Below are 23,096 nucleotides of genomic sequence, written 5' to 3'. Positions count from 1 at the left end.
AGGAATCGCCGTGTCAGCCCCGCCACCGTTCCTCCGTCATTGCCGTGGTCGTACCCATGATCATCGAGTCAACAGTATCCTCGGGTCCGGTAGCCTTGCGCCGCCACCATAGAGACATTCGCAAACCACTCGAGCCCGGTCGGGCTCGAACCAAGACAGTGAGGACTGCACGTGTCGTTCGACGTCACCATCGAGATCCCCAAGGGGCAGCGCAACAAGTACGAGGTCGACCACGTCACCGGACGTGTTCGCCTCGACCGCTACCTCTACACCGCGATGGCGTATCCGGCCGACTACGGCTTCATCGAGAACACCCTGGGCGAGGACGGCGATCCGCTCGACGCGCTGGTGCTGCTGCCCGAGTCGGTGTACCCCGGTGTCATCGTCGAGGCCCGCCCGGTGGCCATGTTCAAGATGGTCGACGAAGCAGGCGGCGACGACAAGGTGCTGTGTGTGCCGGCCGGCGACACCCGCTGGGATCACATCCAGGATCTGAGCGACGTCTCGACCTTCGAGCTCGACGCGATCAAGCATTTCTTCGTCCATTACAAGGATCTCGAACCCAACAAGCACGTCACCGGTGCAGACTGGGTGGGTCGCGCAGAAGCCGAGGCCGAAATCGCTGCGTCCTTCAAGCGTTTGACGGACAATCCGGGTCACTGATCCTTTCGGCATCACAACACCTCGTTTCGGCCGTGTGCCGACGAACCACAGTTTGGGGAGACGTATGACCGACAGCACTTCCAACGGCACCGCCGGTGATCGGCGCAATCTGGAGTCGCGGCCGATATCGGACCCGACCCAGTTCCCCGATCTGCCGGTGACCGTCGTTCTCGACCGGATCCCGGTACCGATTCTGGCTGTCGATCCCACCGGTGCCATCGTGTTCGCGAACGAGGCCTTCGACGATCTGTTCGGACTCGACCGGACAGAACGAGAGGACTTCCACCTGCACGACATCTTCCCGGATCGAGCTCCGGAGGGCGTGAACGTCGCGGAGATGTTCCTGACCACCGTCGCCACCCGTGCGGACTCCCTGTGGCGGATGACCGACAAGACCGGCGACATCGTTCAGGTGCGGGCCAGCAAGTCGATTCTCAGGCGCACCGAGGACACTATCGTGCTCGTCGCGTTGGAGGATTTCACCGACCAGCTGTGGAACGACCCGAAGAGCGCTCTGCGCTGACGGTTCGAATCGTTCTCCCCAGAACGTTTCCCGGGAACGACCAACGGTGTACATCGGCATGTCAGGTGCCGGTGTACACCGTTGCTTTGTTTCCACCCGCGTGTTTCGACTCGTACATCGCTGCGTCGGCGTCGAGCAGTCCGTTGTGCATCAACTCGGCCGACTCGTAGGACGAATCGGCCGACCGCCACTGGCCGGCATCGAGTATCGCGACCCCGATGCTGACCGTCACCGGCACGTCGTCGCCTGGATCGTGCACCGCCTCGCGAATGTCGTCGGCCAGGTGTTTGGCGGAGTCGGCGTCGACCGGAACGGCAATCGTGAACTCTTCACCTCCGGTCCGCGCCACGCACGGACGTCTACCGGTGACAGCGCTCAGCCGTCGCGCTGTCCGGCGAAGAACCCGGTCACCCATCGCATGGCCGAATGTGTCGTTGACCCGCTTGAACTGGTCCAGATCGACCACCATCAACGCCACGGATTCAGTGTCGGCCAATCTGCCCAGCATCCGCTCGAGCCGCAGTTCCAGACCGCGCCGATTGAGCAGGCCCGTCAGAGAGTCGGTGTTGGCGAGGTCGAGCTGGCGTTGGATGACGGCGCGAAAGGCGAGCACCGAGTTGACCACGAGCACCGTGACGAGAGCGCGCGCGATGATCGAGGCCGGGTCGTCCGGGCGTTCGAGGACGGCCAGAACCGCGAGCAGCAGAATGACTGCGTTGACGAACGCCGTGTGAAATTTCAGTACGTTGCGGCGGGAGAAGTACGCGATGTAGGTGCCGATCACCGAGAACAGGGCAGCCCCGTACAGAGCCAGGTCCCGGTCCGCAAAGGTCAGCAGTAGCCCCGACACCCCCACGTCCGCATAGATCACGAACCATCCGGGCATGTGCGAGGCGTCCACCGACCGTAACCACCACCACGCTCCCACCGGCAGGGTGGAGAGCAGCACGATCGTGCAGATCAGCACGGCCGTCGTGCCCACCGGACCGTCGTCCGACAGCATGATGATCGCGCCGATCACTCCGAACGACGGGACGAGCACTGCGATACCCCTGGCCACGCGACGCTCGAGCCGGATCGAGCCCGATCGGGGTCCGATCTCGGACGACGGGGAGGGTAGGTCGTGATCGGTTGGCATCGCGTCCCCTCCGTCCGTTTCGAGCAGTCCGAGCATCCGGGTACGACGGCGTCGCGCCCCGGCCGTCGAGGCAGGGCTCGAGCGTACGAAACGACTCGACCGTCGTCACCGAGTTCTCGGAGTCCGAGGCTCAGACGTTACCCGGGCGTTGAGTGGGCAGGTCCGGTCTGATGGTCTCGTAATCGGTCAAGAATCGATCCAGCAGTCCGACCAGCGTCGCCCGATCCTCCTCGGCCCATCCTTCGATGACTCGTCCGAGGTTCTCGGTGCGGCGTTGCTGGATGGCGGCTGCAGCTTCCTCACCGGACGGGGTGACGGCCAGAACGAATGCCCGCCCGTCACGTTCGTCGGGTACCCGAGCGACGTGTCCTCGCTCGACCAGCTGGCCTACCTGCCTGCTGACCGTGGACGGGTCCGAGTTGACCATCGCGGCGAGCTCGCTGGACCGCATCGGTCCGTCGCGCAGCAGGCGGAACAGGCATACGTAGGCGGCACCGTCGACGCCGCCCGAGGACGAGATCTGCGCGATGTTGCGCTCCCGAATCCGCTGCAGCCGAACCAGCTGTGTACCCAGCTCTTCGGCGTATTCGACCACGTCAGCTACCGGTGAATTGGGCCGGACGCTTCTCGAACACCGAGGTGATGGCCTCGGTGAGATCGTGCGAGGCGAGGAAAGCCGCGTTCCAGGCCGCGACGAATCTCAGCGAGTCGTCGACGCTCGCCGACCGGGAATGGTCGAGGACGGTCTTGATGCCCTGCACCACCAGGGGCGGGTTCGCAGCAATGGCCGCGGCGCACTCGCGGGCGGCCGCGAGGACGGCATCGTGGTCCTCGAACACGTCGTTGACCAGGCCGATCTTCTCGGCGCGCGCCGCGTCGATGTCCTTGCCGGTCAACGCGAGCTCACGCATGTGGCCGTCGCCGATGATCGCGGGGAGTCGAGCGAGAGATCCCATGTCGGCGACGATCGCGACACGCACCTCGCGGACGCTGAACTTCGCGTCGGCGCTGGCATATCGCACGTCGGCGGCGGTGATGAGGTCGACGCCGCCACCGATGCACCAGCCCTGCACTGCGGCGACGACGGGCTTGCGGCAGTCCGCCACGGCGTTGACGGCCTTCTGCATCGTCTTGATGGTGTCGTGGAACGTGGTCCTGGGTCCGGCGAGTGCTTGGTCGGCCATCAGCGGTCCGAACGTTCCGGCCATGGCCGGCAGGTCGAGACCGTAGGTGAAGTTCCTTCCGGAGCCCGCGAGAACCACGGCCCGTACCTCTGGATCGGCATCGAGTCGGTCGAACAGTTCTGGGCATTCGCTCCAGAAATCAGGGCCCATGGCGTTGCCCTTGTTCGGCCCGAGAAGTGTCACGTGCGCGATGTGGTCTGCGATCTCCACAGAGAATGCGGTCCAGTTCCGTTCGGTCATGCTGCAAGCCTAGCGGCAGATGCAGCAGTACCTACAGGGCGTGTTACGCCGAGTAACGTCTGCGCTAAGAGCCTGCTCAGCTATGGCAATGACCGACTCCGGTCTTCCATCATTCATGCATGTTGATGCATCAGGGGTTGGGTCTCGAGACATTCAACGATCTGCCGCGTCGCAAGGCGGTCCACGCGCTCTACGAGTGCTGTTGCTCGGTTGCCTGGGCCTCACGTCTCGCCGACGGCCGCCCGTACCGGTCGCGGGACGAGTTGTTCACCGCGGCGGCCGCCGAGCTGAACGAGTTGTCCGACAACGTCATCGACGCCTTGGCCGCGACGCTGCCCGAGCCGAACAAGATGTGCACGACCATGGACGCAGAATCACGTAGCGCCCTGGGCACCGCAGCGCGCGCGTACGAATCGAAATTCGGCTGGCGGTACGTCTCGAACCTGATGATGGCTCCCGACGGTTTCGAACCCAGGGACGTGCTGATGGAGCTCGGCCATCGACTCGACAACGACGAACCGACCGAACGGCTGGTCATGCGCAGGGAGTTGGTCGAGATCGATCACCGTCGCCTCGGCCGACTGTTGGGTCCCGAAGGCGGCTGGCCGCCGTACTGACACCGCGAAATCAGCCGAACAGGCCGACAACTCGACCGATCAGGCCACCGGCGATCACGATCGCCAACAATGCCACCAGAACGATGACGACGATCGGCATCACGCGACTGCGCTGCGGCGGTTCGTGGTTGGGCCCACCGACTGCTGTCTCGGCTGGAGGAGTATCGCCCGGCGTCACGCTACCGCCCGCTTCGAGGCCGGCAGTCTCATCGGGTTCTGGATTCTGAGCAGTCATGAACCCGGAGTACCCGGTAGCGCAGCCCTCAATCGAGCTGTGCTCTGGCTATCGCTCCGGCGAACAGTTCCGACACGGCATCGGCGATGACGGACCGGTCGATCTCCTCCGGATCCACCGAATGTTCCACGGCCAATCCGGAGATCAACGCAGCCAAGGACATCGCGAGGCGTCGAGCATCGAACGCCTCCCCCACACCCCACTGCACCGCTCGATCGGCGATGAGTCGTTCGAGCTCGGAGCGGAGGGCACGACGGTCGGTGCGGTAGCGCTCGGCAATCACCGGGTCACGGCCCGCGAGAATCCCGAATTCGACGGTCAGTAGTGGCCACCGCGGCTCGGCGACCACCCAGGACGCGATTTCGCCGCCGCCGGCTCCCGCAGCCGCCTGCGGGTCCAGGTCGGACACGTGAGCGAGTACTCGGGCGGCGAGGTCGAGTGATCGCTGTGCCAGCAGTTCGGCGAACAGCCCTTGCTTGGAATCGAAGTTGGAATACACGGCCCCCTTCGTGAACCCGGCCCGATCGGCAATGTCGGTGAGCTTGGCCGCCGCGTATCCGCGCTCGGTGAACTCGTCGGCCGCTGCGGCGAGCAGTCGTTCTCGCACATCGGTGCGCTGCGGCCTGCGCTGTGGCTGTGTCGATCGCCACTCTTCTTGCTGCTCGGCATTCACGATACCTAGAGTATTGAATACCTCGGGTATCGACAAGGTCTTCGAGTCTCGACATGTTCAGGAGCACTTTTCATGCGCAAGATGTCACTACTCGCCGCCGCAGTGCTGGTGCTGCAACTCGGCTTCATCCTCAGCTACGTGTCGGCGTTCCATCAGCCGACTCCCCACGCGATTCCGATCGCCGTGGTGACCGAGGCCGGGCTTCCCGCCGGCCTGGACCAGCAGACCGCCGACCGCCTCGACGCCATCGACGGTGCGCCGCTCGACGCGCGTACGGCAGTGGACACCGCCGAGGTTCGCACTCTGCTCCGCGATCGGGACATCCTCGGTGCCTACGTCGTCGGCTCGAGCGGCACCGACACACTGATCACCGCGAGCGCTGCCGGCAGCTCGGTGGCGACCGCCCTCGAATCGATCTTCACCGAGGTCGATGCCGCTCAGGGACGCCAATTCGTGGTGCGTGACGAGATCCCGGTCGGCGTGCATGACAACCGTGGATTGTCCGGCTTCTACCTGTCGGTGGGCTGGGTCGTCGGCGGCTACCTCCTCGCGGCCGCCTTCGGTCTGCTCATCGGGGCACCGACGACCCGACGCGAAACCTGTGTCCACGTCGGCATTCTCGCCGCGTACTCGATTGCCTCGGGCGCACTGGGAGCACTGCTGACCACCCACGTACTCGGAACCTTTGCCGGACACTGGTTTCCGCTCACCGTGCTGGGCACCGGGGTCGTCTTCGCCACCGGACTGTTCACGATGGGCCTGCGAGCCCTGATCGGAGTGGCTGCGGTACCGGCGGCGATCGTGCTGTTCGTCATCCTCGGAAATCCCAGCGCTGGAGGCGCTTTCGGGGCCAACGTACTGCCGCATGTGTACGCGTCGATCGGCCGGTGGATCACCCCGGGCATCGGCACCGAAGGAGTGCGCAGCATCGTGTACTTCTCGGGTGCGGGGGTCGGGCAGCCGGCACTCGGACTGGGTCTCTACATCCTGATCGGCGTGCTGCTGATGGCTGCGGCAGCGGTTCTGCGCCGTCGTCGCAGCGCCGGTGAATCGATGCCGAGCCAGTAAAGTGGCATCCCATGACTGCCACATTCCCTCTGCCGATGCCCGATCTCGCTGTCCGCACACTCGGTGGCGCAGTGGTGTGGGCGAACGACGAGACGTTCGCCGAGAAGGAAAATCTGATCACACCGGGCAAAGCCGACTACTCGACCGCGACGTTCGGGCACAAGGGGCAGATCTACGACGGGTGGGAGACGCGGCGCCGACGCGAGGCCGGCTACGACGAGGCGATCGTGCGACTCGGAGCTGCCGGCATCGTGTCGGCCGTCATCGTCGATACGTCCTGGTTCACCGGCAACTATCCGCCGGAAGTTTCGATCGAGGCCGCCGAGGTGACCGGATTCCCGTCACCGACCGAGCTGTACGAGACGGAATGGACGACCATCGTCGCCCGTAGTGCCGTCGATGGCGACAGCGAGAACCGATTCGAAGTCGCGTCCGACGCCCGGTGGACGCACGTCAAGCTGTCCATCTACCCGGACGGCGGCGTCGCTCGGCTGCGAGTACTGGGCCGCGGCGTCCCGGACCCGAAGTTCCTCGCCGTCGGGCCCGTCGACCTGGCCGCGCTCGAGAACGGCGCATACGTGTCGGCCTGCTCCAACATGTTCTACAGCTCCCCCAACAATCTGCTGTTCCCCGGCCCGCCGCGCTCGATGGGCGAAGGCTGGGAGACCTCGCGTCGACGCAACGACGCCAACGACTGGGTGCAGGTGCAGCTCGCCGGCACGGGCCGAATCCGGCTGGCCGAGCTGGACACCAGTTGCTTCCTGGGCAACGCCCCCGGCGCGGCATCCCTGCAAGGGCGACTGGGCGACGGCGACTGGATCGAACTCTTGCCGCGAACGACACTGCAGCCCGACACTCGGCATCGCTTCGTTCTCGACCACGACACTCCGGTGTCGGAGGTGCGAATGGACATCTTCCCCGACGGGGGAATGGCGCGATTGAGACTGTTCGGTGATCTCGACCTGTCTGCGTAAACGGTCGTGTGGCAATAGGGTTGGGGCATGTCCCGGCTACTTCATCCGAATGCAGCCCACGTTGCCGACACCCTGATTTCTCGTGGTCATCACGGGGTGGTGGTGAACAGTCCCGAGGGCACCCACACCGCCGCCGACGCCGCAGCTGCGTTGGGCGTCGAGGTGGGTGCGATCGTGAAGTCGATGGTGTTTCTGCTCGACGACGAGCCGGTGTTGCTCCTGGTGTCCGGGGCTCACAATGTTCATCTCGAGCACACCGGTGAGCGTCTCGGCGGCACGCTCGCCCGGGCCGATCTGCGTACCGCCAAGCACGCCACCGGCCAGCCGATCGGGGGAATCGCTCCGGTGGGCCATCCGACGAATTTGGATACGTTCGTCGATCAGGACCTTGCGGCCCACCCCGAACTGTGGGCCGCGGCCGGGCACATCGACACGATCTTCCGCTCGTCGTACTCCGAGTTGCTGCGCATCACCGCAGGTCTGGCGATCGACGTCACCTGAGCTCGAACGACCTAGGACGCGAGGGTCGGGGCAATTCGGGGTGCGCTGAGGATCGCGTCGACGACGTCGGTGTCGAGGCGGGTGCCGCGCGATTCGAGGAGCGGCAACACTCCCGCGGCCAGGAACGTCGACTGCCGCTCGATCTCGCCGTGCACCTGCAGCGTCACGCCGTCGGCGACGTCGGCCGCGGTCACGTCGGAGATCAAACTTGCCAGTCCCGACGGGGTACCGACGTAGCGGATGGACGACGGGCTTGCCGGCGCGTCGAGTGCGGCGAATTCCCGACGGGCCGTCCTGGCGTCGGCAGCGATGTAGATCTCGAGATCGAGGAAGACCGCGAGATTGTCGGCCGATTCACCGCGGTCGACGGCTTCCGCGTGCAACCGGGCGCGTTGCTGCTGAGCTTCCCGCAGGTCCGAGGCAACGATTCTGACGGTGTTCACCTCGGGCCCGACGGTCAGCTCGGTCCAGACGTCAGCGGATTCGATGGCTATGCGGGTGTGATTGTGCGACATGAGTGGTGGTCCTGATTCGTCGGTCGGGATGCGCATGCGGACGGAGCGGAGCCGAACTCGAACACGACCCGGACGCAGTGCGGCACAGATCGACATACCTGTTGCACCAGTGGCGATTGCCACGCGACACGACACTCACGGTCATGACGCCATGCTAACTGCCTGTGGGGCTGCACGGGGATCCAACCCCGGCGGCCCCGTCGGCCAGGGCGGGGAACGGCCGAGGGTCCGGTACGGGGTTCCACCACCCGGCTTCTTCGGCGTAATCCCACGTCGGCCCGGACTCGACGAACGCTGCCAACGCGTCGACGAGTCGGTCCACGTCGGCCGAGGAACTGCCGAGACCGATACTGGCCCGCACGGCACCGTCGGCATGACCGAGCCGGCGCAGCAGCGGGTGGGCGCAGAACTTTCCGTCGCGCACTCCGATGCCGTGTTCGGCCGACAGGTACGCCGCCACTTCACCGGGGTCGTGGCCGGCGACAGTGAACGTGACGATGCCGACGACGTCGGGCGCGTCGGCCCACACCTGCAGCAGTTCGACACCCTTCAGTGCGGCCAACCCGTCCCGCAATCGGGTGGACAATTCCCGCTCGTGCGTCGTCGCGGCATCCTCGTCGAACGACGCGATGGCCTCGCACGCCGCCGCCAGCGCGACGACACCGAGCACGTTGGGCGTTCCCGCCTCGTGACGCTGCGGTGCGGGAGCCCAGTCGGTGTGCTCGATCGTCACACTGCGCACGGCACCGCCGCCGGCCAGGTGGGGCTCGCCCGCGTCGAGCCAATCACGGCTTCCCACAAGCACACCCGCGCCGAACGGGGCGTAGAGCTTGTGACCGGAGAACGCCAGATAGTCCACACCGAGTGCGGCGATGTCCACTCGACGGTGCGGAACGAGCTGTGCGCCGTCGACGACGATCCGGGCACCGTGGCGATGCGCGAGATCGGCCAGTTGCTCGATGGGGAGCACTTCGCCGGTGACGTTCGATGCACCCGTGATGGCCAGTAGCGCAGCAGGTTTCGCAGCCAGTTCGGCGTCGAGCCGGGCGAGCGTCTCGGCCAACGTCGATGCTGCGACCACCACTCGGCGATTACGCCACGGCAGGAGGTTGGCGTGGTGTTCGATATCGAGCACCACGGTATCTCCTGGCACGCACGCGGCCAACAGATTGAGCGAATCGGTGGTGTTGCGTGTGAACACGACCACTGAATTCGTCTGTGCACCAACGAATCCAGCCACGGTCTCGCGCGCCTTCTCGTACGCCGCGGTGCACACCCGAGACGCGTAGCCGGCCCCGCGGTGCACGCTCGAGTAGAACGGCAGCAACTCCGCGATTCGATCGGTCACTGCGGACAGCGCAGGCGCGCTGGCCGCGTAATCGAAATTGGCGTAGGTGCACGTGCCGCCGTGAACCAACGGAACCTGCAACTCCGTGCCGAAACAGGGGCAAAAGGAGTGCAGGGACGGGAAAGTACAGACGTCATGACAGATCAAGCCCTCACGTTCGAGGGACCCGCAACGGAAGATATTCGTGAACGAGTCCGCGCTTGCCGCACCGATTTTTCGGTGTCAGCCTGGTCGTCACCCGGAGCACCCCACCGCGAAGGAGGGTTGCCGACCAGCAAGCCGGGGCTCGATGCTGGTACTCGTGACCGTGGTCAAGACACTGGCAAACCCGCCACGGTTTTGTCAAGCCGGGGATCGCTCCGACACAGCAGTAGGATTTCCGCGGTGGGAAGGCGGGCTCGTTCACCTGCTGGCAAACAGAACGTGAGATAACCAACGGCGCTGCTTTCCCCAGCACCACAAGAGTCATCTGCCAACGAACGAGAAGGACACCCGGTTGCCTGTGCACCAAGAGAACGATCTGCCGGGTTCGAGCACGGATATCGCACCTGCTCCGGCCGCGTTTCTCCGCTCGCCCCTTGCCCCGCCGGCCCGCACACTGATCGACGTACTGCAGGAGACCGCCGATCGCTTCCCGGATGCACCCGCGATCGACGACGGGACGGTGTCGGTCAGCTACGCCGAACTGCTGGACGACATCGCCGAGGGTGCCCAGTGGCTCGCCGACGCCGGTGTCCGGCGCGGCGACCGCGTCGGCATCAGGATGCCGTCGGGGTCCTTCTCGCTCTATGTCGCGATTCTGTCGATCCTCGACGTCGGGGCTGCGTACGTACCCGTCGACGCCGACGATCCGGAAGAGCGCGCGGAATTGGTCTTCGGCGAGGCGCAGGTGACGGCCATCGTCACTGCGGGCGGAATCGCCGCCGGCACCGCGCCGAAACAGGATGTGCCCGAACTGGGTGCCGGTACTCCGGTGCCCGAGCTGCCCACACCCGAGGACGACGCGTGGGTGATCTTCACCTCGGGTTCGACCGGAACCCCCAAAGGTGTTGCAGTCAGCCACCGTAACGCCGCGGCATTCGTCGACGCCGAGGCCCGGATGTTCCTGCAGAAGGATCCGCTGGGACCAGGCGACCGAGTGCTCGCCGGCTTGTCGGTCGCGTTCGACGCCTCCTGCGAGGAGATGTGGCTGGCGTGGCGGCACGGTGCCTGCCTGGTACCCGCCCCGCGCTCTCTGGTGCGATCCGGCTTCGACCTCGGTCCGTGGCTCGTCTCCCGAGACATCAGCGTCGTCTCGACGGTCCCCACGCTGGCGTCACTGTGGCCCGCCGTGGCATTGGAAGCGGTGCGGCTGTTGATCTTCGGCGGCGAAGCATGCCCACCAGAGCTGGCCGAGCGGCTCGCCGTCGAAGGCCGGGAAGTCTGGAACACCTACGGCCCCACCGAGGCGACGGTCGTCGCGTGCGCGTCCATAATGGACGGTAAAGGTCCGGTCCGCATCGGATTACCGCTGGACGGTTGGGATCTGGCGGTCGTCGACGCCTCGGGCACTCCGGTGGCAGTCGGCGAAGTGGGCGAGCTCGTCATCGGCGGCGTCGGCCTCGCCCGGTACCTCGATCCGGCCAAGGACGCCGAGAAATACGCGCCCATGCCCTCTCTCGGGTGGGACCGGGCGTATCGCAGCGGCGATCTGGTGAAGCTCGAGCTCGAAGGACTGCTGTTCCAGGGCCGCGCCGACGACCAGGTCAAGCTGGGCGGCCGACGCATCGAGCTGGGCGAGATAGACAATGCGCTGCAAGCACTTCCGGGGGTCGGCGGCGCGGCCGCGGCAGTCCGCAAGACCGCTGCGGGCAACTCGGTTCTGGTGGGATATCTCGCCAGTACCAATCCCGACTTCGACCTGGAGGCCGCGCGCGCCTTGTTGGCCGAGCAGTTGCCGTCGGCGCTCGTACCGCGGCTCGCGCTGGTCGACGAGATGCCCACACGTACCTCGGGCAAGGTCGACCGCAATGCGCTCCCGTGGCCGCTGCCCGGCATGGCGGGCGCGTCGGCGCTCGGAGGTACCGCAGGGTGGGTGGCCGAGTTGTGGACCAACATCCTCGGCGCTCAGGTCAACGACGAGAACGCCGACTTCTTCGCCAACGGTGGCGGATCACTGTCGGCCGCTCAGCTGGTGACGGCACTGCGCGAACGGTTCCCCGAAATCACCGTCGCGCAGCTCTACGATCACCCGCGGTTGGGTTCTCTGGCACAGTATCTGGACGACCTGAAGCCTGTCGTGGAGGCTATCCCCCGCGACGTGGCACCGACGTCCCGCACCGCGCAGTGGGCACAGATTCTGGCGACCGTGCCGTTGACGACGCTGACCGGGTTGCAGTGGGTCACCTGGCTCGGCCTGCTGTTCAACGTCATGGCGTGGTTCGACGACGTGCCGTGGGCTCCGACGCTGTCGTGGTGGTGGATTCTTCTTGCGTTCGTCCTGTTCATCACCCCGGTCGGACGCATGGCCATCTCGGTGATCGGCTCGCGAATACTGCTGGCGGGGTTGAAACCGGGCGCGTATCGACGCGGCGGCAGCATGCACATAAGGCTTTGGGCAGCAACGAGATTGACCGATGCCAGTGGCGCGTCCAACCTCTCGGGTGCACCGTGGATGGTCTACTACGCGCGCGCTCTCGGCTCGAAGATCGGTAAGGGCGTCGACCTGCACACCCTGCCGCCCGTCACCGGCATGCTCGAACTCGGCGACGGTTGCTCCATCGAACCCGAAGTCGACCTGTCCGGTCATTGGATCGACGGCGACCTCGTCTACATCGGCGGTATCGAGATCGGTGCGGGTGCCACTGTCGGTGCCCGCTCCACGCTGCTGCCCGGCACCAAGGTCGGCAAGAACGCGGTCGTGACGGCCGGCTCCGCCGTCGTCGGACGAGTCAAGGCCGGCCAGATGTGGTCCGGCTCGCCCGCGCAGAAAGTGGGCAAGGCCGATCATCCGTGGCCGGCGGAGACCCCGCCGCGCGCCACCAAGTGGGTGTTCGCCTACGGCGTCGCGTCGCTGTTCCTCTCCGGTATGGCCTTGTTCTCCATCGGCGTCAGCTTGGTGTTGATGGGCTGGTGGATTCACACTGCAGACTCCGTGCTGGGGGCCTTCGAGCGCGGCTTGGTGATGCTGCCCGTCGCAACGCTGGTGTCGTTGGCGGTGTTCGCGCTGATCACCCTCGTCGCGGTGCGGTTGCTCGGCATCGGGCTCGTCGGCGGCTATCACCCCGTGCGCAGCCGGATCGGCTGGCAGGTGTGGGCTACCGAACGCCTGATGGACTCGGCGCGCACCTTCCTGTTCCCGCTCTACGCGTCGCTGCTGACACCGCATTGGCTCCGGTTGCTGGGCGCGAAGATCGGCAAGGACGTAGAGGCGTCGACAGTGCTGATGATTCCCAAGTTCACCACCGTGGCCGACGGCGCGTTCCTCGCCGACGACACCATGGTCGCGAGCTACGAACTCGGCGGCGGCTGGATGCACCTCGGCGACGCCAAGGTGGGCAAGCGGGCGTTCCTCGGAAACTCCGGCATGACGGGTCCGGGGCGAACCGTGCCGAAGAACGGTCTCGTTGCGGTGCTGTCGGCAACGCCGGACAAGGCGAAGTCGGGCTCGTCGTGGCTCGGTAGTCCGCCGGTCCGGTTGCGCCGCGCGGCCGGCAGCGCCGACTCGTCGCGGACGTTCGACCCGCCTCGGAAGTTGAAGATCGCCCGTTCACTCGTCGAGACGTGCCGGCTGATTCCCGTCGTCGTGACGTTCGGCATCGGCCTCGGCGTGTTGTTCGGACTGACCGCGTTGGCCGACGGCGTCGGGTACTGGTTGGCCGCGCTGCTCAGCGGTGTCGTGTTGCTCGTCGCCGGCTTCGTGGCTGCAGCGGTGTCGGCGGCCGCGAAGTGGCTGTGGGTCGGCCGGATCGGCAAGACCGACCATCCGCTGTGGAGTTCGTTCGTCTGGCGCAACGAGGTGGCCGACACGTTCGTCGAGACCGTCGCCGCACCGTGGTTCGCGCGCGCCGCCGAGGGCACTGCGGTGCTCAACATGTGGCTGCGGTGGCTCGGGGCGGACATCGGCCGCGGCGTGTGGTGTGAGACGTACTGGCTCCCCGAAGCCGACCTCGTGACGTTGGCCGACGGTGCGGCGGTGAACCGAGGGTGCGTTGTGCAGACGCACCTGTTCCATGATCGGATCATGTCCATGGACACCGTCGATCTCGGCAGAGGCGCAACCCTGGGACCGCACTGTGTCGCTTTGCCTGCATCGGGTATAGGTGATGGTGCGACGGTGGGTCCTGCCTCCCTGGTGATGCGCGGCGATACGGTTCCCGCGCATACTCGTTGGCAGGGCAATCCGATCGCGCCGTGGGCCAAGGGTGACCCCTTTCCGCGGATTCGCGACGACCGAAACGAGGGGTGATCTACCGTGCCGGACAGGCTCGTGGCACCGGTGTTCGACGTCGACTCCAGTGACAATCCGATCGATACGTATCTTCCGCAGAACGGCAATCGCGGCTATCGCGTCTCGCGCTACGAACTCGACCTCGAGTACAAGGTCGAGAGCAACCGGTTGACGGGCAAGGCGAAGATCACCGCGGTCACCACGGCGACCGTGTCGAAGTTCGCGTTGGATCTCGGTCCGGCGATGAACGTGTCGAAGGTGTCGGTCAACGGGTCACGTTCGGTGAAGTTCAGCCACCAGCGGGGCAAGCTGAAGATCACTCCCGCCAAGCCCATCGCGTCCGGAGCGGCACTGGTGGTCACGGTGGCGTACGGCGGAACACCCAAGCCCATCAACGGTTTCTGGGGTGAGGTCGGCTGGGAAGAGCTCACCGAGGGATCGATCGTCGCGAGTCAGCCGAACGGTGCCGCGTCGTGGTTTCCGTGTGACGACCACCCGGTGTCCAAGGCCAGCTACGGCATCACCATCACCACCGACTCGCCGTACTACGCGGTGGCCAACGGCACGTTGGTACGCAGGCAGACTCGGGCCAGCCGGACCACGTGGGTGTACGAGCAGCCCGAGCCGATGGCCAGCTATCTCGCGACCATTCAGATCGGGCCGTACGAGCATCGCGTCGTGAGCCCGGGACCGGTGCCCATGAACGCGATCACGCCCCCGCGGCTACGAGCTCAGTTCGACCACGACTTCGGCCGTCAACCCCAGATGATGGACACCTTCGTACGGCTCTACGGCCCTTACCCTTTCGCGGCGTACACCGTGGTGGTGACCGACGACGATCTCGAAATCCCGGTCGAGGCGCAGGGCCTGTCCATCTTCGGTGCCAACCACTGTTCGGGTTCCCGGTACTACGAGCGTCTGGTTGCACACGAATTGGCGCACCAGTGGTTCGGCAATTCCCTCACCCTCGGCAAGTGGGCAGACATCTGGCTGCACGAAGGATTCGCCTGCTACTCGGAATGGATCTGGGCCGAGAACTCCGGCGGCGCAACGGCTCACGACAAGGCCAAGCGAGCTCACACCATTCAGCGAGGGCTCGCGATGGATCTGCAGCTCACCGATCCCGGGCCCGCCCGCATCTTCGACGACCGCGTCTACAAGCGGGGCGCGCTGGCCTTGCACGCACTGCGACGCACCATCGGCGACGAACGATTCTTCGGCCTGATCCAGGAATGGACCTCCAAGTACCGCTACTCCACCGTGGCGACCGCCGACTTCACCGACCTCGCCTCTCGCTTCGGTTGCCCCCGAACCCTGTGGGACGCATGGCTTGTGGATACGCAATTGCCGTCGTTGCCGTAGGTCCCGCGGGCAATCGGCTCCCCGGTTTCGGAAATGTGCCTCCGATCAGAGGCATATTTCCGAGTCTGGGGAGCCGATTGTCGTCAGCGATACGCGAGCGAGACCGCGAGGCCTGCCACGGCGTAGCCGTACAGCGCGACCGTCGCCGATGCCTGTCGCCAGAAGCCCGTCGGGAACGACGCCGCCCAGCGTCCCGTGCCGTCCAGTTGCAGATCGCAGGGGAAGTCGCTGACGGCCATGGCAGACGACGGCCGCTTGGAGTGCGCGAGCACCACCCCGGTGGTGAACGGCAGTCCCCGAACGAACAGGTGCCCGCGCACATCCCCCGCCCGATAGCGCACCGTGGATTCCGTCAACGGTCCTGTGTACCAACGCCGTTGGACGTTCCACCCGGTGGCGTGTGCGAGTCGGAGGTTGCGATCGCCGCGTAGTGCCGTGTCCACGGTCTCGACGTGTGCGATCACTCCCCAGCGCAGCATCGACACCCACGACGCGATCCGTCGGTAGCGAAACACCAGAGCCCCGACCAGAACGATCGCGAACATGTACGGCACCAGCGCGGGATACCTCGACCAGCATGCGGCAGGCACGATCACCGCGACGAGAAACCAATAGGCTTCGCGTCGATTCCAGACCGTGGCAGCAGCTACCAAAGCTGTCGGGGGCACCCGATACGGCGGGACCGTGCGCGAGGACTGCACCATGATGGCGCTGATCCTAGCCTCCCTCGTGCGCGTTGTGCGTCCCTCCAGGTACGCACAACGCGCACGACCCCTAGGGCAGGTGAGCGGACGTCTTCGATCGCACCACCAGGCCACACAGTGCCGCCATCACCGCGCCGAATCCGAAGATGATCGGATACGTGACCACCCCTGGCCAGGTCTCGGTCAGCGCCGACAGCACAGCGGGCACCGCAAAGCCGAGATACGTCAGCGAATAGAACACAGCGGTGAGGCCGGCGAGATCATCGGGGCCCGCAATGCGTTGCACCTCTTGCAGACCCGAAACCAGCGCCATGCCGTATCCGCAACCGAGCACCGCTGCCGCGATCAGTGCCGCGGCGATGGTGAGCACCGACGCCGCCCACGCCGCGACAGCCATACCGACCACCAACAGAGACAGTGCGACGAGAGCGCCGCGCGCATTGGCGGGTGTGTCGATCCGACGCCCGACAGCCTGGATCGCGAATCCGGAGCCGAGGGCGATCACCGCCATCGCAGCGGACAGGGCGACGGGGTAACCGCCACCGGGCTCGTCGGCCAACGCGTCGGCCATCAGCGACGGCAGCACCGCATAGGCGACGCTTGCCGCGCCGAAAACCCATGGGGCCAACGGCAACACGACGAACAGGAAGCGTCGATGCGACGCCGACGGGATTTTGAGATCGTCGACGAGGCTCTTCCTTCCCGAAGATGCTGCGGCGCTGCGTGTCTCGGGAACCGACAGCATGCCGACGAACGCGGCGATGCAGATCAGCACATGCACGCTGTACGCGAGGTGCGTCGGCCAGGGTGCCCACTGCGCCAGCACACCGGCGACGCCGGCTCCCAGGGCGAAGCCCGCCGTCAACGACATCGCGGCGCGGCGTGCTCCGGACCCGGGCTTGGCGGTGGCGTCGCGACTGGAAAGTTCCTTGACCCAGCTACCGCCGACGGCCATACCGATTCCGAGCGCGATGCCGCTGAGCACACGTCCACCGAAGAGCATGAAAGCGTTGTCGGGTCCGAGGGCGATCAGAATGGAACCGGCAGCGGCAATTGCGGGCGCGGGCAACATGATCGGGCGTCGGCCAAGTCGATCGGACAACGGACCACAGATCAGCATCGCCGGAATGATGCCCAGAACGTACGCGAACAGGAACGTATCGACCACCACGGCAGAGAAGCCGTGGTCGAGTCGATACATCACCAAAAGCGGTGTGAATTCGTTGCCGCCCCAGGCGACGGCGAACATGCCGACGGCAACCAACAGCCAGCGTTTGGCCGTCGTCTCTCGGACGTCGTCGTCGATCATGGCCTCGGTCATCGTGTTCCCCCTCTGTCTGTGCGCAAGCCGTGCACCCTGAGCATGTGTTGTTCGACGGCTCGCTCGAATTCGTCTGCGTCCCCGGCTTCGATCAGGTCGGCGAGTCTGCGATGGTCGTCGACGATGCGCGAGATCTGACCCGGATCACGGGTCAGGGATGCCGCGGTCATCCGTCGCTGTCGCTCGCGAAGTCCGTCGTAGAACGCGCCGAGCAACGGGTTGTTGCCGGCGCGGACGACGGTGCGATGGAAATCTGCGTCGGCGGCACTGAACTCCGCTGCGGTGCCGTCGACTGCGAGCTTGTCCTGGATTCGCAGGTTGTCGCGTAGGGCCTCCACCACTCGTGCGCGGGCATCCGCATCGCCGACGAAGGCGCGAACACTGCCGGCCTCGACCAATCGCCTCGCGTCGACGACGCTCTCCGCCTCACCCACCGCGATGGGGACGACCAGCGCCCCCCGCTTGGGATAGAGGCGCATCCACCCCTCGACCTGGAGGCGAAGGAACGCCTCGCGGACCGGTGTGCGACTGATGTCGAGCCGCGTCGCGATCTCCCCTTCACTGACGAGCTCACCACCAGGAAGTTCCCCCGAAATGATGAGCTCCTTGACAGTCAGGTACGCCGTATCGGCGGCGGATCTCGTCTCGGACACAACATAGATACTAGATGCGCCTCACGAGTCCACCCAACTCGACCTATCCCGACGGTCCACTCAACGTGACATTGACCGTCGAAAAGGCCACCACATGTCACATTGACTCCCCGAGGGGAGTCCAGAGGGGGAGACAGCGGTCAGGGCACCCAGTGCCTGGCGGCGATGTCGTCGATCACCGGATCGCCGTCCTGTGCCGCGTCGAGTGCTTCGAGGTCGTCGCGCAGGGCGTTCAGGCGGGGGTCGTCGCCCTCGGCCTGCTCGGCGGGCGTGCCTCCATCATCGGCGATCTGGGCGAGCAGTTTCGCCCGCACTCGGTCTCTCAGTGAGTCGCTCATTCGTCGTCACCCTTCTTGAAGACGCGTCGGGCCGTGGGGATGAGCGCGATGAGCACGCCCACCAGCACGATGATCGAGAAGATTTCCAGCAGCACAGCGGGGCTCCTAGGGAGTGTCAGGTCGGGGCGAGCGCGGTGCCCCACGCAATGTTGCGCAGAACGGTGAACACGGCCAGTAGAGCAAACCCGAGGAAAGCGGTCGGGCGAGTGGGTCGAGGCAACGACAGAGGCGTCTGCGTCCATCGTGCTCGCAGCCACGCGGCCCAGACACCGATCGCGACGACACCGAGCAGCACCGCCACGACGTTGCTCGACGCGGCAGCCGCGATGTCTCCGCGAGTGAGGTCGCCGAAAGCCCTGGTCGCACCGCAACCCGGACACCACAGTCCGGTCAGGGCGTGGAACGGGCACGGCAGGTACGTCGAGGTGCGGGGATCGCGGACGTGCAGCAGCACAGCACCGCCGATTGCGGCCAGGCCGACGCCGAGAGGTGCGGCGATGCCGCGCGTCCGGGTTGCCATGACTATCGGTCCATCACGGTTCGACGATGATCGTCGCGGTCATGTCGGGGTGCGGGGTGCAGTGGTAGGTGTAGGTGCCCGCGGTGTCGAAGGTGTGGGTGAACTGCCCCGACTGCATCAGTTCGCTGCGGAACGACTTGTCGTCGGCGACGACGTTGTGCGCCATCGCGCGGTCGGCGAACACCCAGGTCACGGTCTCGCCCGCAGTGATCGTCAGAGACTGCGGCGTGAACATCCGGTCGGCGACGGTCACCTGGTTCTCGGCAGCGGGCTCGGCGGGTGCGGCCGGGGTGGTCGAGGTGGAGCAGGCAGTCGCGGCCAATGTGATCGACAGTGCCGCGAGCAGTCCGAGTGCCTTCATGACCTCGACGGTACCGAAGCGGCTCGTTCTCTCCGGTCCAGGAGGTACGTCGCCGTCAGCGCGATCGAACGGTCCTGGTCCTGAGCCAGGTCACGCAGAGCCTGCGTCGCGGCCGGACCCGGAATGCTGGCCAGCGCCTGGGTCACCCGTAGGCGCGCCGGAATCTCTATCGGGCCGTCCATGAGGGCCGCGACCGTGGAGTCTGCAGCCCCGAGCTCACCGAGCACGTCCGCCGCGTCCACATCGTTCGTACCCTCGTGGACCATCTCGATCAGCACCGCAATCGCGTCGACGATTCCTCGGGCACCCAGTTCCAGCGCCGCGAGTCGTCTGATCTGCCCGTCCTCGTGGCCCAGCGCCTCCCGCAGCACCTCGGTGGCGTCGGGATGCGGAATCTCGACGACGGTATCGACGGCGCGGCGACGCACCTCGGGATCCGGTGAGTCGAGGCCCTGCCGCAGCGCCGAGACGGCGTCGCTCCCGGTCTGCGCGAGTGCCCATCGCAGCGCGCCGGCGACGTTGGTCGCGGGCTCGCGCAACACCGCCTCGGCCAGAGCCTCGGCCGGGATGGGGCGATCTCCGACGGATGCCAACGCCGCAGACTGCCGCTTCCCCGCGCTCACCGAGTCCAGGTCTCCGAGCATGCCGATGACACCGAGGACGTCCTCCCAGTCCTCCGGTCGGGCGTTCCCGATGCGGCGCAACCGTGTCAGTAGCTCGGTATCTCGCGCGATGCGCTCTTCGGCTCGGGTAGCCAAATCGTCGACGAGTTCCGTGGCCGCGAAACTCGGATCGTCCAGCGCGCGTCCGACGTCGTGCAGGGACAACCCGAGCGACCGGAGCGATTCGACGTGGAACAAGCGACGAACGTCGGCCGGGGAGTATTCGCGGTAGCCGGTGCCAGTCCGCGAGGTCGGCTGCACGAGCCCGAGCCGGTCGTAGTGCCGAAGCATGCGCGCGCTGACCCCGGACCGCCGCGCCACCTCACCGATCAACATCTGCCTATCTCACCCCGTCGGGTCGGCTGCGCCAAGTGCATCGACGCGCTGGGCCTCGAACAGTGCACATCCGCTGTCGGGGTCGCGGAGCAGCGACTCCGTCGCCAGCGCGTGCGCGCGAACAGCAGCATCCTTGCTCGACGCGGCTTCGCGCACCATCGGCTCGATCACCGACCCGAGTTCCACCAGTGCGCGGCTGAGGCTGCGCTGCATTTCCCGTCCGCCTCGTCCCAGCTGAGTGGACAGCGTCGTCGCCAACCACTGCTCGCTGCCCTCGGGGACCAGGACGACCGCCGCCCGCCACGCGCTCCGGGCCACCTCGTCGTCGGAGTCGGAGATGAGCGGCTCGGTGATCACCGGCCAGGCCGCCCGGTCCTTGACCTTGGACAACGTGTGCAACGCCTGGCTGCGAGCCTGCGCGCCGCCGGTACGCACTTCATGCATCAGCCTGGGCACCGTCGATGCAGCGGGGAGACGAATCAACGCCCACGTCAACATCTCTCGCACCTGGAAATCCGGTTCGACGGCGCAGCGCTCGAGCAGTGCGTCGAGGAGTTCTGGGTTCTTCGATATTCCGATGTCGAGCGCGGCCCGAAGCCGCACGGAAGAGTTCTGGTGCCGAAGTGAGTCGATCATGGCCGTCAGCCAAGACCTTGTCACCGTGTGAAGGTCAAGCCCGGGTCAGGACGTCCGCGAGCGTCCGGTTCATGATGTTCAGCGCCCGCACCGCGACCCGCACCGGTCCGGGCGAGTTCGCGCTGGTGAGCAACACATCCAACACCGTTGTGTCGGTGACCTTCTCGGGCTGAACCACCCGCTTTCCCGCAATCGCTGCCTCGACCTGCCGAGCGGTGCCCCGCACCAGCGCCGCGGCGTCGCGAAGGGCGTGGGCCGTATCGGCCGAGGGTGCCGACTCCGGTTCGGCACGCGACGCCAGCACTCCGGCTCGCGCGAGTGCGTGGGCGGATCGGCCGCTGACGGTCAGCACCCGCAGTAGTCGCTTCGCCCCTCGCCGGCTGCGGGTCGTCGGCCCGAGCACGAGCGGCTTCCCCGCCGTCACGACCTCCTTCAGCGCATTGTCGAGCGTGCGCGTCGACGCCACCAGGTCGGTGGCATTTCCCGGAGTGATCACCGATTCGACGCTGGTGTCGATCAGGGCGTCCAGTTGATCGAGATACGTATCGACTTTGTCCACCAATGTCTTTCGCGTCGCGGTCGAGAAGATGAAGTAGGCGGTCGCAATACCGACGGCTCCGCCGACTGCAGTCTCGATGATCCGTAGTTCCAGAACCTCGATACTGAACGTGCCGAGCAGCCCGTAGAGCATCGCGAGCAGAATGGTCACGAAGAACGACAGCAGCGCATAGGCGACGGTCACCAGGTAGAACGCAAAGAACACACAGACGACGATGAGCACCAATTGAACGGATTGGTGATTGCCGACGAGTGCCGCGATCACCACTCCCGCAAGCACTCCCGCCATTGTGCCGAGGATGCGTTGGCCGGCTCTGGTCAGAATCTCGCCGCGCGTCGACGCCCCGGTGAACACCAGGAACGCCGTCAGCACGGCCCAGTACCAGCGGTCCGGCGAAACCAACTCCCCCAATACCGTTGCCGCGCTGGTCGCGACAGCAACCTGGATTGCCGCCTTCGTGCTGGGGTTCAGGCCGGCAGGCTCGTCCTTGTCCGACGGCTCGGCAGCAGCCTGTCGAGGGCTCGACGTGACAGCCACCGCATTGGTGGTGATGTGATGAATGGCGATGTGTGCCTGCACCGCTCGTTGCGCGGACACCGTCGCGATACCGGCGGGGGTCGACGGGTCGGCGCGCTCGGCCGCCGTGGCGGCCAACCGTCGGGCGGCCTTGAGTTGCTCGGCGGACGGGGCGTTCTGCAAGCACGATCCCAGTGCGGTAGTCGCTTGCCCCAGTGCGGTCGGCCACGGCTTGGCCGGATCGAGAGCCCACAGTGAGCTGACGAGTTGTTCGGTGGCGATCTGGGCGTCGAACACACGAAGCGACAGATCGGTACTCGTCACGCTGAGCAGTTGTCCCGCGTCGTGACGGTCGAGCCAGTCGTCGATCATCAGGGCGGTGTTTCCGAGCCGATCGAGCCTGCGCCGCAACAGTTCCAGATCACGGTCCTCACGCGCCGATGCCGCCGCGAGCACCGATTCCGATACCGCTCGCATGGCATACAGCAGCCGCCGCACCTCCACGATCGGCCGATCCGGAAAGACCACCGCCCGTACGAACAGAGCGATGAGCACTCCGCCGACGATCGCCGCGATCAGCATCGGCACTTGCCCCGGGGTCGCCTGAAGGAACAACGCGAAGAAGTACGAGATGAACGCGACCATGCCGAGCGCGGTGCCACGGGGTCCGAATCTGCGCACCCATACGGCCGCGAACAACACCGCGATGAACCCGACGTCGGCCACCGCGCCGAGCCGCGAGAGCAGCGCCGCGACCGTCACTGCCGCCGAGGCGGGCAGCACCATCAGGGCGGTGGTGACGAGCCGGCTGTGCTGGTCTTTGTCCTTGACCGACGCCGACGCCTGCATCGCCACCACGGTGCCGAGCATCGCCACGGTGACCGGCTGGCCGATGGCGCGAGTACCGAGCAGCAGGACCACCATCGCGAGCAACACCGTCAGCGTCGTCGCCGAGGCACCGCGCAGCCGTAACTGCCCGGGATCCGACGCGTCGAGGATGCGGGCGAGGCGGTTCATTCC

At 66.1% G+C, this 23,096-nt stretch carries 24 protein-coding genes and 1 riboswitch; of the genes, 8 read left to right on the top strand and 16 right to left on the bottom strand.

The annotated features are described in order from the left end of the window. Positions 1 to 171 precede the first annotated feature (171 nt). Together AB0O58_RS07195 and AB0O58_RS07190 are read left to right on the top strand one after the other, a co-directional pair. Positions 172 to 663, top strand: coding sequence for an inorganic diphosphatase (locus AB0O58_RS07195; protein ID WP_027494378.1), 492 nt, complete (start codon positions 172 to 174; stop codon positions 661 to 663). Between the two features lie 64 nt (positions 664 to 727). Continuing rightward, positions 728 to 1,186, top strand: a complete 459-nt coding sequence (locus tag AB0O58_RS07190; RefSeq protein ID WP_027494379.1) for a PAS domain-containing protein — start codon at positions 728 to 730, stop codon at positions 1,184 to 1,186. Between the two features lie 61 nt (positions 1,187 to 1,247). Here AB0O58_RS07190 and AB0O58_RS07185 read toward each other — a convergent pair whose 3' ends face one another. From AB0O58_RS07185 to AB0O58_RS07175, 3 genes are all read right to left on the bottom strand, one after another. Continuing rightward, positions 1,248 to 2,324, bottom strand: a complete 1,077-nt coding sequence (locus AB0O58_RS07185) for a GGDEF domain-containing protein (RefSeq protein ID WP_032373888.1) — start codon at positions 2,322 to 2,324, stop codon at positions 1,248 to 1,250. 130 nt (positions 2,325 to 2,454) lie between these two features. Further along, complete coding sequence (locus AB0O58_RS07180; protein ID WP_032369382.1) at positions 2,455 to 2,919, bottom strand: MarR family transcriptional regulator; 465 nt, start codon at positions 2,917 to 2,919, stop codon at positions 2,455 to 2,457. 1 nt (position 2,920) lies between these two features. Then, positions 2,921 to 3,748: a crotonase/enoyl-CoA hydratase family protein gene (locus AB0O58_RS07175; RefSeq protein WP_032373857.1), complete on the bottom strand. Its 828-nt coding sequence runs from the start codon at positions 3,746 to 3,748 to the stop codon at positions 2,921 to 2,923. Positions 3,749 to 3,867: 119 nt separating this feature from the next. On the opposite strand from AB0O58_RS07175, the gene AB0O58_RS07170 reads away from it, so the two are divergent. Then, entirely contained in the window at positions 3,868 to 4,365 is a 498-nt protein-coding gene (locus tag AB0O58_RS07170; protein WP_032369380.1) for a 2-oxo-4-hydroxy-4-carboxy-5-ureidoimidazoline decarboxylase, read from the top strand. 10 nt (positions 4,366 to 4,375) lie between these two features. Here the strand turns inward: AB0O58_RS07170 and AB0O58_RS07165 are convergent, their stop codons facing one another. Both AB0O58_RS07165 and AB0O58_RS07160 read right to left on the bottom strand, forming a co-directional pair. Next, on the bottom strand, positions 4,376 to 4,600 hold the full coding sequence (locus tag AB0O58_RS07165; RefSeq protein WP_027494384.1) for a DUF6480 family protein: 225 nt from the start codon (positions 4,598 to 4,600) through the stop codon (positions 4,376 to 4,378). Positions 4,601 to 4,628: 28 nt separating this feature from the next. After that, entirely contained in the window at positions 4,629 to 5,207 is a 579-nt protein-coding gene (locus tag AB0O58_RS07160) for a TetR/AcrR family transcriptional regulator (protein WP_032373887.1), read from the bottom strand. A 138-nt stretch (positions 5,208 to 5,345) separates the two neighbouring features. Here AB0O58_RS07160 and AB0O58_RS07155 point away from each other — a divergent pair, with 138 nt between their 5' ends. From AB0O58_RS07155 to AB0O58_RS07145, 3 genes are read left to right on the top strand one after another with little or no spacing between them, the layout of a single operon-like run. Beyond that, positions 5,346 to 6,341 (top strand): hypothetical protein, encoded by a 996-nt coding sequence (locus tag AB0O58_RS07155; RefSeq protein WP_032373856.1) that lies wholly within the window; start codon positions 5,346 to 5,348, stop codon positions 6,339 to 6,341. Between the two features lie 11 nt (positions 6,342 to 6,352). After that, positions 6,353 to 7,315, top strand: coding sequence for an allantoicase (gene alc, locus AB0O58_RS07150; protein WP_032364485.1), 963 nt, complete (start codon positions 6,353 to 6,355; stop codon positions 7,313 to 7,315). A 27-nt stretch (positions 7,316 to 7,342) separates the two neighbouring features. After that, positions 7,343 to 7,816 carry a YbaK/EbsC family protein gene (locus tag AB0O58_RS07145; protein WP_027494387.1) on the top strand — a complete coding sequence of 158 codons (474 nt, stop codon included), beginning with the start codon at positions 7,343 to 7,345 and terminating at the stop codon, positions 7,814 to 7,816. Between the two features lie 11 nt (positions 7,817 to 7,827). Here AB0O58_RS07145 and AB0O58_RS07140 read toward each other — a convergent pair whose 3' ends face one another. Further along, a complete protein-coding gene (locus tag AB0O58_RS07140; protein ID WP_032373886.1) occupies positions 7,828 to 8,331 on the bottom strand; it encodes a hypothetical protein in 504 nt (167 codons plus the stop codon). Positions 8,332 to 8,485: 154 nt separating this feature from the next. Further along, on the bottom strand, positions 8,486 to 9,793 hold the full coding sequence (locus tag AB0O58_RS07135; protein WP_366238080.1) for an aminotransferase class V-fold PLP-dependent enzyme: 1,308 nt from the start codon (positions 9,791 to 9,793) through the stop codon (positions 8,486 to 8,488). A 77-nt stretch (positions 9,794 to 9,870) separates the two neighbouring features. Beyond that, positions 9,871 to 9,986, bottom strand: a riboswitch (SAM riboswitch). A 195-nt stretch (positions 9,987 to 10,181) separates the two neighbouring features. Here AB0O58_RS07135 and AB0O58_RS07130 point away from each other — a divergent pair. Beyond that, a complete protein-coding gene (locus tag AB0O58_RS07130; RefSeq protein WP_366238079.1) occupies positions 10,182 to 14,126 on the top strand; it encodes a Pls/PosA family non-ribosomal peptide synthetase in 3,945 nt (1,314 codons plus the stop codon). A gap of 6 nt (positions 14,127 to 14,132) precedes the next feature. After that, positions 14,133 to 15,470: a M1 family metallopeptidase gene (locus AB0O58_RS07125; protein WP_366238068.1), complete on the top strand. Its 1,338-nt coding sequence runs from the start codon at positions 14,133 to 14,135 to the stop codon at positions 15,468 to 15,470. 83 nt (positions 15,471 to 15,553) lie between these two features. On the opposite strand, the gene AB0O58_RS07120 is transcribed toward AB0O58_RS07125, so the two are convergent. The 9 genes from AB0O58_RS07120 to AB0O58_RS07080 form a co-directional block, all read right to left on the bottom strand. Beyond that, positions 15,554 to 16,174, bottom strand: a complete 621-nt coding sequence (locus tag AB0O58_RS07120; RefSeq protein ID WP_366238067.1) for a hypothetical protein — start codon at positions 16,172 to 16,174, stop codon at positions 15,554 to 15,556. Between the two features lie 70 nt (positions 16,175 to 16,244). Beyond that, positions 16,245 to 17,495, bottom strand: coding sequence for an MFS transporter (locus AB0O58_RS07115; RefSeq protein ID WP_366238066.1), 1,251 nt, complete (start codon positions 17,493 to 17,495; stop codon positions 16,245 to 16,247). Further along, on the bottom strand, positions 17,492 to 18,148 hold the full coding sequence (locus tag AB0O58_RS07110) for a GntR family transcriptional regulator (RefSeq protein ID WP_366238065.1): 657 nt from the start codon (positions 18,146 to 18,148) through the stop codon (positions 17,492 to 17,494). Before AB0O58_RS07110 ends, AB0O58_RS07115 begins: the two co-directional genes overlap by 4 nt. Positions 18,149 to 18,288: 140 nt before the next feature. Then, positions 18,289 to 18,486 (bottom strand): hypothetical protein, encoded by a 198-nt coding sequence (locus tag AB0O58_RS07105; RefSeq protein WP_366238064.1) that lies wholly within the window; start codon positions 18,484 to 18,486, stop codon positions 18,289 to 18,291. Positions 18,487 to 18,601: 115 nt separating this feature from the next. Further along, positions 18,602 to 19,006 carry a DUF2752 domain-containing protein gene (locus AB0O58_RS07100; RefSeq protein ID WP_283550625.1) on the bottom strand — a complete coding sequence of 135 codons (405 nt, stop codon included), beginning with the start codon at positions 19,004 to 19,006 and terminating at the stop codon, positions 18,602 to 18,604. Between the two features lie 13 nt (positions 19,007 to 19,019). Next, complete coding sequence (locus AB0O58_RS07095) at positions 19,020 to 19,367, bottom strand: plastocyanin/azurin family copper-binding protein (RefSeq protein WP_032369371.1); 348 nt, start codon at positions 19,365 to 19,367, stop codon at positions 19,020 to 19,022. Continuing rightward, the gene (locus AB0O58_RS07090; protein WP_366238063.1) at positions 19,364 to 20,365 is read right to left on the bottom strand and encodes a HEAT repeat domain-containing protein; all 1,002 of its coding nucleotides are present in this window, start codon (positions 20,363 to 20,365) and stop codon (positions 19,364 to 19,366) included. The genes AB0O58_RS07095 and AB0O58_RS07090 overlap by 4 nt, the downstream gene beginning before the upstream one ends. 9 nt (positions 20,366 to 20,374) lie before the next feature. Beyond that, the gene (locus AB0O58_RS07085; protein ID WP_366238062.1) at positions 20,375 to 21,001 is read right to left on the bottom strand and encodes a HEAT repeat domain-containing protein; all 627 of its coding nucleotides are present in this window, start codon (positions 20,999 to 21,001) and stop codon (positions 20,375 to 20,377) included. A gap of 34 nt (positions 21,002 to 21,035) precedes the next feature. Then, a complete protein-coding gene (locus AB0O58_RS07080) occupies positions 21,036 to 23,093 on the bottom strand; it encodes an FUSC family protein (protein ID WP_366238061.1) in 2,058 nt (685 codons plus the stop codon). Positions 23,094 to 23,096 lie beyond the last annotated feature (3 nt).

It is taken from the genome of Rhodococcus sp. NPDC080181, from assembly GCF_040702225.1.
GTDB classification, from domain to species: domain Bacteria; phylum Actinomycetota; class Actinomycetes; order Mycobacteriales; family Mycobacteriaceae; genus Rhodococcoides; species Rhodococcoides fascians.
The sequence above is the reverse complement of the archived record's forward strand: the minus strand, read 5'-3'. Positions and strand labels throughout refer to the sequence as shown.

Bases quoted from the DNA above. Each gene is read 5' to 3' on its own strand.
- alc (WP_032364485.1), top strand. From the start codon at position 6,353: ATGACTGCCACATTCCCTCTGCCGATGCCCGATCTCGCTGTCCGCACA.
- AB0O58_RS07080 (WP_366238061.1), bottom strand. From the start codon at position 23,093: ATGAACCGCCTCGCCCGCATCCTCGACGCGTCGGATCCCGGGCAGTTA.
- AB0O58_RS07090 (WP_366238063.1), bottom strand. From the start codon at position 20,365: ATGTTGATCGGTGAGGTGGCGCGGCGGTCCGGGGTCAGCGCGCGCATG.
- AB0O58_RS07185 (WP_032373888.1), bottom strand. From the start codon at position 2,324: ATGCCAACCGATCACGACCTACCCTCCCCGTCGTCCGAGATCGGACCC.
- AB0O58_RS07085 (WP_366238062.1), bottom strand. From the start codon at position 21,001: ATGATCGACTCACTTCGGCACCAGAACTCTTCCGTGCGGCTTCGGGCC.
- AB0O58_RS07120 (WP_366238067.1), bottom strand. From the start codon at position 16,174: ATGGTGCAGTCCTCGCGCACGGTCCCGCCGTATCGGGTGCCCCCGACA.
- AB0O58_RS07095 (WP_032369371.1), bottom strand. From the start codon at position 19,367: ATGAAGGCACTCGGACTGCTCGCGGCACTGTCGATCACATTGGCCGCG.
- AB0O58_RS07145 (WP_027494387.1), top strand. From the start codon at position 7,343: ATGTCCCGGCTACTTCATCCGAATGCAGCCCACGTTGCCGACACCCTG.
- AB0O58_RS07100 (WP_283550625.1), bottom strand. From the start codon at position 19,006: ATGGCAACCCGGACGCGCGGCATCGCCGCACCTCTCGGCGTCGGCCTG.
- AB0O58_RS07115 (WP_366238066.1), bottom strand. From the start codon at position 17,495: ATGACCGAGGCCATGATCGACGACGACGTCCGAGAGACGACGGCCAAA.
- AB0O58_RS07175 (WP_032373857.1), bottom strand. From the start codon at position 3,748: ATGACCGAACGGAACTGGACCGCATTCTCTGTGGAGATCGCAGACCAC.
- AB0O58_RS07165 (WP_027494384.1), bottom strand. From the start codon at position 4,600: ATGACTGCTCAGAATCCAGAACCCGATGAGACTGCCGGCCTCGAAGCG.
- AB0O58_RS07170 (WP_032369380.1), top strand. From the start codon at position 3,868: ATGTTGATGCATCAGGGGTTGGGTCTCGAGACATTCAACGATCTGCCG.
- AB0O58_RS07105 (WP_366238064.1), bottom strand. From the start codon at position 18,486: ATGAGCGACTCACTGAGAGACCGAGTGCGGGCGAAACTGCTCGCCCAG.
- AB0O58_RS07155 (WP_032373856.1), top strand. From the start codon at position 5,346: ATGCGCAAGATGTCACTACTCGCCGCCGCAGTGCTGGTGCTGCAACTC.
- AB0O58_RS07190 (WP_027494379.1), top strand. From the start codon at position 728: ATGACCGACAGCACTTCCAACGGCACCGCCGGTGATCGGCGCAATCTG.
- AB0O58_RS07140 (WP_032373886.1), bottom strand. From the start codon at position 8,331: ATGTCGCACAATCACACCCGCATAGCCATCGAATCCGCTGACGTCTGG.